Consider the following 13,046-nt stretch of genomic DNA (forward strand, 5'->3'; position numbering starts at 1 on the left):
TACCTTCTCGTGTGGAAGGTTTTTAGACATGAGGGCCTAGGAGGCAGAGCTAGACAAAAATGTTGAAAAATCAAAATGGATTTATCCCGCTATTTGTGGGCAGTAAAACCCCCACCTCAAGATTCAAAGAAAAGCGAGGAAGATGGGTGGGGGATAACTGCTCGTAAAAGCCCGATTGGTGAGAGCTGATAATCAGTGGGGGATAAAGACCCCCCACTGATGGAAGTTTCACTTTATATAGATAAGGAGACAACACATGAAGCAGCAGAAATCAATAGCACTGCCGCTAGCGATTTCGATTATTACGATCTCATTTGCGGCTATTTTTGTAAAAATGTCTACAGCACCATCTTCTATTTTAAGTATGTATCGTTTATGGATTATTGTAGTTATTATGATTCCGATTGTATGGAAGAAAAGAAAGGAATTTACGAGAATTGAGAAGAAAGACTGGGGATTTTTAATTGGATCCGGTTTCTTTTTAGCACTGCATTTTCTTCTATGGTTTGCATCGTTAAAATTTACAACAGTTGCAAGTTCTACGATTATTTTAGCATTGCAGCCACTCGTATCCCTCATTGGAGGATTTTTCCTATTTAAAGAAAGAACAACACTCATTTCACTTGCAACAATGGGAATTGCCATTATTGGTGTAGGGTGTATCGGATGGGGAGATTTAGGACTAAGCAAAGAAGCAGTCTTAGGGGATATATTATCATTTTTTAGTGTAATTGCAGTGGTTGGATATTTATTTATTGGGCAAACGACAGTGAAAAAAGTATCGCACTGGATTTATAGTTTTACTGTCTTTACATTTGCAGCCTTATTTTTAAGTATATATAACATGATGTTGCAAATTCCATTTACAGGGTATTCATCATGGGACTGGACTGTATTTTTCTTACTTGCAACTGTACCGACTGTATCTCAAATGATTAATAATTGGTTATTAAATTATGTAAATGCGACAACGATCTCTATGAGTATTTTAGGTGAGCCTGTTGGTGCGATGATCCTTGCTTTCTTTTTACTCGGTGAAAAATTAAATTCTACGCAAGTGGTCGGAAGCGTTCTTGTATTATGCGGCGTATGTATCTTTTTATTACAACAACAAAAGCGCACATATGAAGAACCGGTAGAAGGTATGGTATATACGCAAGAGACGTAGTTGTTAAATCGTAATCGCTCTATCTCATGAACATATGAAAAAATGATAAAGATACAAGTAGTAGAATTGAACATAAGCGCAGCTTCCATTATTGGAAGTTGCGCTTTATCCCGCTATTTGTGGGCAGTAAGACCCCCACCTCAAGATTCAGAGAGAAGCGTTGTCCAGCTCTAGCGGCTAGAATCTCCGGTCGTTTCGCCCCCTCGGACGAGGCAAAAAGCACCTCTCTGTCGGGAGCTCCAACGTCCTGCGATTCTGAGCAAGCCGCTTCCGCTTTTCTAAAGAAGATAGGTGGGGGATAACTGCCCGTAAAAGCCCGATTGGTGAGAGCTTTCCGTCAGTGGGGGATGAAGAACCCCCCCACTGACGGAAGTTTCACTTTATTTCGGTTTTGTCATATACGGCTGAACGTTGACAATACATAGATCACGAAATTTACCTTCTGCGGTTGTGACAATAATAACAGCTCGCCCAGCTTGTTTTCCTATTAGAGTTGCTTTATGTTTTTCGGTATGAATCTCTACAATATGGGGGTTCGTGCATGTCCAAATGATCTCCTGGTTACTTGCTTGAGAAGGAAGGACAGTTGCTGTAAGTTCCGCGCGTTGCCCAGCTTTAAGTTTTAGCTTAGCTTTGTGCAGTTGTATACCAATGACTGGTACAATTGAAGAAACAATAGTAATATGAGGCAGATCTGTTTGTATTTCAGCGCATGACGAAGATGTAAGGTATTTTTGCGGGTGAGATGGTAATCGCATGTAAGTTGTCCTCCTTCAAAAAATATACATAAAAGTATTCATGTGTGGTCATTCATAGGAAATACAACCCTCTAAAGCTCCACTTTAGTACACTTTTTCTTGCATTTACTCTTTTTAGGTGTTTCTCTTTTGTTTGGATATTAATTTGTAACATTGATTTAGTCCTTCTGTATCATGTTCTTAGTTATACTATATACAAAGAATGTTAGAAAAAATTTAAGGTAATATAAAGAATTTGTTAATTTACAGAAAATTCAGTACAATAATATGTAAATACAAAGTGAAAAAATGACATAAAAAAACCCCTTTCTTTTCAGATGGGCGAGAGCATCTGGCCGTCCATAGAAGCGGTCAGGGCCTTTTCCTACCACGTGCAAAGTGTAAAACAAAGGGAGAAAGCAAGTAGCGGTCACTGTTTGTTCTGCATAGCAGTGATTTGCATGTTGAAAAATCAAAAGGGATTAATATAAAAAACAATCCCTGCTTCTATTGTACAGAAGCAGGGATTGTTTTTTATATTAAGAAGCTATTTTTTCGAACTCTTCAAATTCTTTTTGAACATTTTCTGATGGCTTTGTTAATAGGCTTACAATAATAATAACGAGTAAGCTCGCAGCAAAACCAGGAATCATTTCATATAGCATATCTTTTAAAAACTTAAATTGTGTCCACGTAATAACGGTTGTTGCGCCGGCGATCATCCCAGCAAGAGCGCCCCATTTCGTCATTCGTTTCCAGTACAAGCTTAATAAAATAACTGGTCCAAATGAAGAACCGAAACCTGCCCAAGCATAACCAACAAGCGCTAAGATTGAGTCATTTTGTTTAAAGGCAAGTCCGCTTGCTATTAGAGCAATGAGAAGAACGGCCATACGTCCTACAAAAACAAGTTCGCGGTCCGTTGCAGAGCGGCGGAAAAATGTTCGGTATAAATCTTCTGTTACAGCACTTGAAGTAACAAGAAGCTGAGAAGAAATAGTACTCATAATTGCCGCTAAAATGGCAGCTAATAAGAATCCAGTAATGAGCGGATGGAATAAAATATTTCCAAGCTCAAGGAAAATTGTTTCTGGATCTGCTAATTTCATTCCCTTGTCAGCATAATATGCAATTCCAATGAGTCCAGTAAACATTGCGCCGACAATGGAGAAGATCATCCAGCTCATACCGATGCGGCGAGCGCTTTTTAATTCTTTTACAGATGAAATAGCCATAAAGCGTACGATAATATGAGGTTGTCCAACATAACCAAGACCCCAAGCAAATAAAGAAATAATGCCGAGTACAGAAGTACCTTTAAAGATATTTAATAAGTTTGGATCAATAGATTGGATTGTATGAAATGCTGATCCAAGACCATTTACATGCATAATCGTTACAATTGGAACTAAAACGAGTGCAACGACCATAATAATTCCTTGTACGAAGTCTGTCCAACTTACAGCTAAGAAACCGCCAAATAATGTATAAGCTACGACAACGGCAGCAACGATGAAAAGTCCCATATGATAGTCCATTCCAAATGTATTACGAAATAGAACAGCACCTGAAACTAATCCCGAAGCTACATAAAATGTAAAGAAAATCATAATAACAAGTCCGGAAACAAGGCGTAGCATATGAGATTTATCATGGAAGCGATGTTCTAAAAATTCTGGAATTGTAATTGAGTTGTTTGCAAGCTCAGAGTAGGTACGTAAGCGAGGAGCGACGTATAGCCAGTTTGCATAAGCGCCGAGTGTTAAGCCGATCGCAATCCAACTGCTGCTTAGACCTGTTGCAAACATCGCACCGGGTAACCCCATTAACAGCCAACCGCTCATATCAGCAGCGCCTGCACTTAGTGCTGTTACTGCGGGACCTAATGTACGCCCGCCAAGCATATAGTCTGTTAAATTTGATGTTCGTTTGTAGGCTATGTAGCCAATCACTAACATCCCGATCATATAGATCGAAATAGAAATTAAAATCTGTGTGTTCATGTTAGTCCCCTTTCCTAGTAGTGTCTTTTGATGAGTTACATATTATAATCTAACATGATTATGTGTAAAAATCCATCTTCTAAATACGAATTTTCAGAAATGTAAGCGTATTTAGAAGATATATTATTTTACCAATATAAAAATTTTTGTTGATGTATAGCTATTTTTATAGAGTATTTATTATTTTTACATAAAAATGAGTTGTTTTGTCAATATAATATTCAAGGTGTACATAAAAAATATTTTTTTGAAAGTATTGACTTCTAAAAAAAGAAAAGCATATAATGATTTCAAATTTAAAAATGCAAGCGTTGATGAAGAAGAGTACATATTATGGACATGTCAGAGAGCTGATGGTTGGTGCGAATCAGTATGAAAGTAATATGGAATGGGCTTCGGAGCTTCCAGACCGAAACGAAAGAAGTAGGCTTTGGCGAAAAGATCTCATCGTTACAAGAGACACGTATTGTATTTCGATACGGAAAAGTGCGTTACTTTTGTAACGAATTAAGGTGGCACCACGGGAGTACCCGTCCTTTCTATAGGATGAGTACTCCCTTTTTGTATAGAAAAAAATGAATAGGATAAATCGATGAGTAAGAAGAGTACGTATATTGGAGACGTTCCAGAGAGCCGGGGATAGGTGAGAGCCCGGTGCGGTGCCATATGCGGAATGGGCTTACGAGAGGTATGCTGAACTATAAGTAGGCAACCCGGGTTCCGCCGTTACAAGGATAGGGTATAATGTTGTACCTGAAAAAGCGGGATGCTTTGCATCCAACAAGAGGTGGTACCGCGGTAAATTTATCGTCCTCTGCATATTTCCATATGCAGGGGACTTTTTTATTTTGGATAGAGAGGTGACAGTGATGATAACGAAAGAACAATTTATGATGGGAAAACAACAAGGGAAAACCTTTCTTGTTATTCAGGAAGAAGAAGGCGATAGTTTAACACCGATTGCGTTATATCGCCGGATGAAAGGTGAGAAAAAATTTCTACTGGAAAGCTCGCAGCTTCATCAAGATAAAGGACGTTATTCCTATTTAGGATGTAATCCTTACGGAGAAATCAAAAGTATTGGCAAGGAAGTAGAAATTACGATAAATGGTGTGCTAGAAAAGGTAAACGGAAATGTATTAAAAGAGCTAGAAAGTGTTCTGGCATTAGAGAAAATTGAGAGTCCATTCCCATTTTGCGGAGGAGCGGTTGGCTATATTGGATATGATGTGATTCGGCAATATGAAGATATTGGAGAGATGCTCTCTGACCCTTTAAATATTCCGGAAGTACATGTGCTGCTTTACCGCATGTTCGTTGTATACGATCATGTAAGGCAAAAGCTGTCATTTGTATATGTCTATTGCGGCGGCGATACAGACTCGTATGAAGAGGTGTATGAACGGCTGCAAACATATAAACAAAAATTGCTGCAGGAATCAGAGGAACAGGTGAAAGAGCTGAGCGCTTCCTTATCATTTACATCTTCTATAACAGAAGAAAGGTTTTACAAAATGGTTGAACAAGCAAAGGAATATATTCGGGCAGGAGATATCTTTCAAGTTGTGCTATCACAGCGTTTGCAAAGTGATTTTACAGGAAATCCATTTGCGTTATATCGCCGTCTTCGCACCGCAAATCCATCTCCTTATATGTTTTATATTGATTTTCAAGATTACGTCGTACTTGGTTCTTCACCGGAAAGCTTACTTTCTGTACGAGATGAGAAAGTGATGACAAATCCAATTGCCGGAACAAGGCCGCGCGGAAACACAAAAGAAGAGGATGAAAAGATAGCAAAAGAACTGCTTGCAAACGAGAAGGAACGGGCGGAGCATATGATGCTTGTCGATTTAGGAAGAAATGATATTGGCCGGGTGAGTGAGATCGGTTCTGTACATTTAGATAAATATATGAAAATAGAGAAGTATTCGCATGTCATGCATATTGCATCTGAAGTTTACGGAACATTGCGAAAAAAGATGAATTGTTTGGATGCATTGGCACATTGCTTACCGGCAGGAACTGTATCAGGAGCTCCTAAAATTAGAGCAATGGAAATTATAAACGGATTAGAAACAGAAAAACGAAATGTGTACGCCGGAGCTGTTGGGTATATTTCGTTTTCAGGCAATATGGATATGGCACTGGCGATACGAACGATGGTTGTGAAAGACGGGAAAGCGTATGTACAGGCGGGCGCTGGCGTTGTGTATGATTCGAACCCTGCGGCTGAATATGAAGAAACGTTAAATAAAGCAAAAGCGCTTTTGGAGGTAATGAAATGATTGTCTTAATTGATAACTATGATTCATTCACATATAACTTGTATCAATTGTTAGGCCATCATACGGAACGGATTGTTGTAGTGCGTAACGATGAAGTGACAATTGAGGAACTAGCAGACATGAAGCCAAAAGCAATTATTCTTTCGCCAGGACCTGGAAGGCCGGAAGATGCAGGGGTTTGTATGAATGTGATTAGGCATTTCTATCAAACAGTTCCGATTCTCGGTATTTGTCTAGGACATCAAGCAATTGTTACTGCTTTCGGCGGAGAAGTTGTGCGGGCAGAAAAGATTAAACACGGGAAAACGTCGCTTGTAAAACATAATGGCACATCGATATTTTCATATGTAAAACAGCCGCTGACAGCGATGCGTTATCATTCGCTCGTAGCGAAGCAGCACAATCTTCCGAGTTGCTTTGATGTATTAGCGACAGCGATGGATGACGGAGAAATCATGGCCATTTGTCATCATTACTATCCGCTTTTCGGATTACAGTTTCATCCGGAATCCATTGCAACTGAAGAAGGAGATAAATTAATACGGGCATTTTTATCAAATGTGAAAGAGGGGGAGAGAGTATGAATGGCTATCTTCGAAAATTAGTAGAGAGGCAAGATTTAACGGAACACGAAATGTATGAAGCGGGGATTAGCTTATTAAGCGAAGCTATTTTAGAAAGTGAAATTGCAGCCTTTTTAGCATTGTTAAAGGCAAAGGGGGAAACGGCGGATGAAATATACGGCCTTGTTCGCGCCCTTCGTGAAAAAGCATTGCCGTTTTCTAATCATATTGCAAATGCGATGGACAATTGCGGAACAGGAGGGGACGGGGCGCAAACATTTAATGTGAGTACAACATCAGCTTTCGTACTTGCGGGTGCAGGCGTAAAGGTTGCGAAACATGGAAACCGTGCCGTTTCTAGTAAAACGGGAAGTGCAGATTTATTAGAAGAACTCGGTGTGAACATTGCATGTTCGACAAAGCAAATTGATTATTTGTTAGAAAACGTCGGTATCGCTTTTCTATTTGCGCCAGCGATGCATCCAGCCCTGCGCCGCATTATGAAAGTAAGAAAAGAATTAAACGTTCCAACAATTTTTAATCTAATCGGGCCACTTACAAATCCAATCGACTTAGAAACACAGTTCGTCGGTATTTACAAACGGGAGATGTTACGTCCAGTAGCAGAAGTCTTGCAAAAGCTTGGTAGAAAAAGAGCAATTGTTGTAAATGGCAGTGGGTTTTTAGATGAAGCATCTTTACAAGGAGAGAATCACGTAGCAGTTTTAAAAGATAACAACATTATTGAAGTAAGTATTTCTCCAGAAGAGTATGGATTTTCATGTGTGAAAAATGAAGCGATTCGAGGCGGAGATGCAAAGGAAAATGCCAATATTACATTACATGTGCTGCGCGGAGAAGATAGCGTATACCGTGATACAGTGTTATTCAATGCAGGGCTTGCTCTTTTTGCAAACGGAAAAGCAAGGACAATTGAAGATGGCATTCGCTTAGCGGCTCATAGTATCGATTCAGGAAAGGCGCTGGAGAAATTACATTTATTAATTGCTGAAAGTAACAAAAAGCTAGAGAGGGTGAAGTAAATGGAAACGATTTTAACGAAAATTATTGAGCAAAAAAAGAAAGAAGTAGCGGCGTTATATGAAACGTATATCCCGGTAAAGAAAAAACGTACATCATATTCTTTCGTAGAAGCGTTGCAAAAGTTTACTGTAATTGCAGAAATAAAACGTGCTTCACCGTCTAAAGGGGATCTGAACTTACATGTTGATGTCGCAAAACAAGCTGAGCTTTATGAAACAAATGGTGCAGGAGCAATCTCTGTTTTAACAGATGGTCATTTTTTTAAGGGCTCTTTTCACGATTTAGAAACGGCAAGAACTCATATAAATGTACCGCTTTTATGTAAAGATTTTATGATTGATCGAATCCAAATTGACCGGGCGTATGATGCGGGAGCCAATCTCATTTTATTGATTGTTGCAGCATTAACAAAAGAACAATTATTTGCGTTATATACGTATGCAAAAGAAATTGGCCTAGAAGTGATTGTAGAGATTCATAACGAAGAGGAGCTAGAAATAGCATTAGAGCTAAATCCAGATGTCATTGGAGTAAACAATCGAAATTTGAAAACATTTGAAGTGGATTTAAGAACAACGGAACAGCTTGGGGAACGATTAAATGAACAAAACGTCCTTTGGATTAGTGAGAGCGGTATTCATACGAAAGAAGATATGATACGTGTCAAGAAAGTAGGGGCAAAAGGAATTCTTGTCGGAGAAGCATTCATGACAGCGCCGTCTGTCGGAGACTTTTTTCAAGTGCTACAGGTGACGGAATGAAAGTAAAGATTTGCGGTATTACCGATATAAGAACGGCGAAAATTGCTTGTGAATACGGGGCAGATGCCATTGGCTTTGTATTTGCGAAAAGTAAGCGGGAAATTGCGCCAGATCAGGCAAAACAAATCATTGAAGAACTCCCTGAGAATGTAATGAAAGTTGGCGTTTTCGTAAATGAGTCCATTGAAGTGATCGAGAACATTGTAACGTATTGTGGTTTAACGCATGTACAACTGCATGGGGATGAGCAAAATTACCATATTAAAAGATTGAGTATTCCGTCTATAAAGGCAATTGGTGTAAGTTCACGTAATGATATAGAACGAGCAAAAGAATATGAAACGGATTTTATATTATTTGATAGTCCGCAAGAACAGTTTCATGGCGGAAATGGAAAAACATTTTCATGGGAGTTATTGCAGTCAAATCCAATTGAAAAAAAGTGCATATTAGCTGGCGGATTACAGCTTGAAAATATTGTAGAAGCAATTGAAATGGTTCGGCCATATATGGTTGATGTGAGCAGCGGTGTAGAAACAAATGGAAAAAAAGATATCGAGAAAATAAAACAATTTATAACAAAAGCGAAGGAGTGTTAAATATGCAATATGTATATCCAGATGAAAAAGGTCATTACGGTATATATGGAGGGCGTTATGTTCCAGAAACGTTAATGCAGTCTGTTTTAGAATTAGAAGAAGCATATAAAGAAGCAATGCAAGATGAATCATTTCAAAAGCAATTACAGCATTATTTACAAACGTATGTCGGCAGAGAAACACCGCTTTATTTTGCAGAAAATTTCACGAAGTATTGCGGCGGAGCAAAAATGTATTTAAAGCGAGAAGATTTAAATCATACGGGCGCTCATAAAATTAACAACACAATTGGGCAGGCACTTCTTGCGGTGCGAATGGGCAAGAAGAAAGTTGTCGCTGAAACAGGAGCTGGACAGCACGGCGTTGCGACAGCGACTGTATGCGCACTGCTTGGCTTAGAATGCGTCATTTTTATGGGAGAAGAAGATGTGCGCCGTCAAAAACTAAATGTTTTCCGAATGGAGCTGTTAGGCGCAAAAGTGGAAAGCGTTGCAGTAGGAAGCAGGACGTTAAAAGATGCTGTAAATGAGGCCCTTCGCTACTGGGTTGCACATGTACATGATACGCACTATGTGATGGGATCTGTTCTTGGACCGCATCCGTTTCCGCAAATGGTACGTGATTTCCAAAGTGTGATCGGTAAGGAAACGAAGAAACAATATGCAGCGTTAGAGGGGAAATTACCGGAAGCAGTTGTAGCTTGCATTGGCGGCGGCAGTAATGCGATGGGAATGTTTTATCCATTTGTACAAGATGAAGAAGTTGCGCTTTACGGCGTAGAAGCAGCAGGCAAGGGAATTCATACAGAGAAGCATGCCGCAACATTAACGAAAGGAAGCGTCGGTGTTTTGCACGGATCGATGATGTATATTTTACAAAATGAAGAGGGACAAATTCAAGAAGCACACTCCATTTCAGCAGGGCTTGATTACCCAGGAGTTGGTCCGGAACATAGTTTATTAAAAGACATTGGCCGTGTATCATATCATTCCATAACAGATGAAGAAGCGCTCCATGCTTTTCAGTTGTTAACGAAAAAAGAAGGAATTATCCCAGCACTAGAAAGCTCACATGCCGTTGCGTATGCACTGAAATTAGCACCCACTATGAAAAAAGACGAGGGACTTGTCATTTGTTTATCAGGCCGCGGCGATAAAGATGTTGAAAGTATAAAACGTTATATGGAAGAGGTGTAAATAATGGGGATAGAAAGAATTCATAAAGCATTTCAAAATGGAAAAAAAGCATTCATTCCGTACGTAATGGGCGGAGATGGCGATTTACAAGAGCAAATTCGTTTTTTAGACGAAGCAGGGGCAAGCATTATTGAAATTGGAATTCCGTTTTCTGATCCAGTTGCAGACGGGCCAACGATTCAAAGGGCAGGAAAACGAGCATTAGAAAATGGAACAACGTTAGAAGGAATCTTCCAAGCGTTAGCGGAAGTGAGAGCAGCAGTGCAAATTCCATTTGTACTCATGACTTATTTAAACCCGATTTTAGCATTCGGGAAAGAACGTTTTACCCAGCGCTGCATCGAAGCAGGTATCGATGGGATTATCGTGCCAGATCTTCCGTATGAAGAACAAGATATCATTGCACCGCTGCTATGCGATGCAAACATTGCCCTTATTCCGCTTGTAACAGTAACGAGCCCTATAGAACGAATTAAAAAGATTACAAGTGAATCACAAGGGTTTGTCTATGCCGTCACAGTAGCGGGCGTAACGGGAGTACGCCGCGATTTCACGCAAGAATTACACACCTACTTAGAAAAGGTGAAAGCGCATGTTCAGCTTCCGGTTGTTGCAGGATTTGGAATATCGAAGGCGGAGCAAATAGAGGAAATGACTCAAATATGTGACGGAGTAGTTGTCGGAAGTAAAGTCATTGAGCTGTTAGAAAATGAAAAGCGAGATGAAATTCGTGAGCTGATTGCTGCGGTGAAATAAAGGAATGGACTATTGTCAACTTCCTCAAGTGCACACGGTATGTCGAACGTCGTCGAAGGGGCTTTATATTGTGTCGAGTCGCCGATATATTTTAAAAAGCGGTCGATATATGAGTGGACATATAAAAACATACTAAGATTAGTAGCACAGACCACGGCCATGGTCTGTGCTACTATTTTTTTATAGTTTATCAGATAAAGAATAGGATAAAAAAACTGACGTAAAATTAATTGAATATTCTGCCGTATGTTATATAATATTTTTTAACATGTAAGTCGCCGTTATGCGTAGCCAGATGCTCTTGCCCGCCTAAAAAGAAAAATGGTTTTGTAGCGTTCTTTCAATTGTACCTTACAAGAAATGAGATGATGGTATGACAGTATTATTAGCTCTTATTCCAATCATGATGATTTTTATTTGTTTATTTGTATTCAAGCAAACATCGCTTAAAGCATCGATAATTTCTTATGTTGTGTGCAGCGGAATTGTTTTACTATCACCGATGTTTCACTTGCGAATGGGGGAGGTTGCTCATGCAACAATGAAAGGTGGTTTAATTTGTTTTATCGTTGGATATGTATTGTTTTTTGGTATTTTTTTATTTCACCTTATGAATAAAATGGGGTATATCGATCAAGTTGCTCGTTTTATGGAACATGTTACACATGACCGTTTACTGCAAATGCTCCTCATGTGTTTTGGAATTTGTCCTCTTATTGAATCGGTAAGTGGGTTTGGAATTGGATTTATGGTGGCTGCACCTATTTTTCTTTCGCTCGGTTACAGGCCGTTTCAAGCTGTTTTGCTTTCCTTTATCGGCTTATTAGCAAGCTCATGGGGAGCAATGGCAACCGGAACGATTATTGGCTCTGGTCTTATTGATATGCCTTTAGTACAACTTGGCTCTGGTACGGCAGTGTTAAGTGTGCCAATCTTTGCGTATTTTATCATCCTTTCATTATATATAGTCGGCGGCTTTGCGGCAGTAAGGAAAAAGTGGAAAGAAGCGGCGGGTTTTTTTCTATTATTTTCTCTCTCCATCTGTTTGTCTAGTACATATGTAAGTGTTGAATTAGCAGGAATTTTAAGTGCGATTGTCACGATAACATTTGGATTTATCATCATAAAAATGACGGCAAAACAGCAGAAGGAAGTATATTCGGAACATGCAGTTGCCAAGCAGCAAGAAGTTTCTATTGTAAAAATAATTAGCCCGTATTTATTTTTAACCGTCTGCATCTTGCTCTCTCGTCTGATTCCGTCGTTTCATAGTGCACTGCAATCATATGCAGTTATGAACTTGCCATCGTACTCTTACAAACTTGAATTATTGTATTCACCAGGATTTTGGCTTGGAGTTACATGTTTATTTACCATCATTTTCTTTCGTATTCCTTCTATTATAATAAAGCAGTCATTATTGCAAACAGTGAAACAATGGATCCCCTTTGCGGTTACAACGACAATGTTTATTGCCATTTCAGAATTAATGAGTGCAGCAGGGATGCATACTTTATTAGCGGAATCTGCTGGTCATATCTTTGGAATGATGTTTGTTTTCGTTGCTCCTTTTATCGGTGGTATCGGTGGTTTTTTAACGGGAAGTAACGCGGGATCAAATGCGATGTTTATGAGGTTACAAATGCAGACCGCACAGAACGTGGGGCTTCCGTGGCAGTTTGTGACAACGGTGCAAAATACAAGCTCTTCTTTTGCGACAATTGCGTGTCCATCACGAATTACACTGGGTGCTTATTTATGTAACATTCCATTTCGGGAAAATGAGCTCTTGAAGAAGACGACACTGATGATTTTTGGTGCTGTGTTAATTGTGGTGGTAGAGGTTTTTGTGTGGCATCTTATTGTGTAAAAAAACGCTTCTCTTATAGGAGAAGTGTTTTTGTTTGTAGAAATATATAACTTCATAGATT

General features: G+C 39.3%; 11 protein-coding genes and 2 other annotated features. Of the genes, 9 read left to right on the forward strand and 2 right to left on the reverse strand.

The window, feature by feature from the left end; genetic code table 11:
• Positions 1–256 precede the first annotated feature (256 nt).
• Positions 257–1,168 (forward strand): DMT family transporter, encoded by a 912-nt coding sequence (locus MR076_RS13225; protein ID WP_242221237.1) that lies wholly within the window; start codon positions 257–259, stop codon positions 1,166–1,168.
• Positions 1,169–1,548: 380 nt separating this feature from the next.
• On the opposite strand, the gene MR076_RS13230 is transcribed toward MR076_RS13225, so the two are convergent.
• Both MR076_RS13230 and putP read right to left on the reverse strand, forming a co-directional pair.
• The gene (locus MR076_RS13230; RefSeq protein ID WP_242221239.1) at positions 1,549–1,926 is read right to left on the reverse strand and encodes an Ig-like domain-containing protein; all 378 of its coding nucleotides are present in this window, start codon (positions 1,924–1,926) and stop codon (positions 1,549–1,551) included.
• Between the two features lie 518 nt (positions 1,927–2,444).
• Positions 2,445–3,908: a sodium/proline symporter PutP gene (putP, locus tag MR076_RS13235; RefSeq protein ID WP_242221240.1), complete on the reverse strand. Its 1,464-nt coding sequence runs from the start codon at positions 3,906–3,908 to the stop codon at positions 2,445–2,447.
• Positions 3,909–4,210: 302 nt separating this feature from the next.
• Positions 4,211–4,449 (forward strand) — a binding site (T-box leader).
• Positions 4,450–4,491: 42 nt separating this feature from the next.
• Positions 4,492–4,726: a binding site (T-box leader), on the forward strand.
• Positions 4,727–4,777: 51 nt separating this feature from the next.
• Here putP and trpE point away from each other — a divergent pair.
• The 8 genes from trpE to MR076_RS13275 all read left to right on the forward strand — a co-directional run bounded on the left by trpE (position 4,778) and on the right by MR076_RS13275 (position 12,985).
• Positions 4,778–6,196, forward strand: coding sequence for an anthranilate synthase component I (trpE, locus tag MR076_RS13240; protein WP_242221291.1), 1,419 nt, complete (start codon positions 4,778–4,780; stop codon positions 6,194–6,196).
• Positions 6,193–6,780 carry an anthranilate synthase component II gene (locus MR076_RS13245; RefSeq protein ID WP_242221242.1) on the forward strand — a complete coding sequence of 196 codons (588 nt, stop codon included), beginning with the start codon at positions 6,193–6,195 and terminating at the stop codon, positions 6,778–6,780. Before trpE ends, MR076_RS13245 begins: the two co-directional genes overlap by 4 nt.
• Positions 6,777–7,802, forward strand: a complete 1,026-nt coding sequence (gene trpD, locus MR076_RS13250) for an anthranilate phosphoribosyltransferase (RefSeq protein WP_242221244.1) — start codon at positions 6,777–6,779, stop codon at positions 7,800–7,802. The genes MR076_RS13245 and trpD overlap by 4 nt, the downstream gene beginning before the upstream one ends.
• Entirely contained in the window at positions 7,803–8,564 is a 762-nt protein-coding gene (gene trpC / locus MR076_RS13255) for an indole-3-glycerol phosphate synthase TrpC (protein WP_242221247.1), read from the forward strand.
• Complete coding sequence (locus MR076_RS13260) at positions 8,561–9,163, forward strand: phosphoribosylanthranilate isomerase (RefSeq protein ID WP_242221249.1); 603 nt, start codon at positions 8,561–8,563, stop codon at positions 9,161–9,163. The genes trpC and MR076_RS13260 overlap by 4 nt, the downstream gene beginning before the upstream one ends.
• A gap of 2 nt (positions 9,164–9,165) precedes the next feature.
• Positions 9,166–10,359, forward strand: coding sequence for a tryptophan synthase subunit beta (gene trpB / locus MR076_RS13265; RefSeq protein WP_242221251.1), 1,194 nt, complete (start codon positions 9,166–9,168; stop codon positions 10,357–10,359).
• A 3-nt stretch (positions 10,360–10,362) separates the two neighbouring features.
• A complete protein-coding gene (gene trpA, locus MR076_RS13270) occupies positions 10,363–11,115 on the forward strand; it encodes a tryptophan synthase subunit alpha (RefSeq protein WP_242221253.1) in 753 nt (250 codons plus the stop codon).
• A gap of 373 nt (positions 11,116–11,488) precedes the next feature.
• Entirely contained in the window at positions 11,489–12,985 is a 1,497-nt protein-coding gene (locus tag MR076_RS13275) for an L-lactate permease (RefSeq protein WP_242221256.1), read from the forward strand.
• Positions 12,986–13,046: the final 61 nt, after the last annotated feature.

The sequence above is a fragment of the Bacillus cereus group sp. BfR-BA-01380 genome (assembly GCF_022663535.1).
In the GTDB taxonomy this organism is placed as follows: Bacteria; Bacillota; Bacilli; order Bacillales; family Bacillaceae_G; genus Bacillus_A; species Bacillus_A cereus_BB.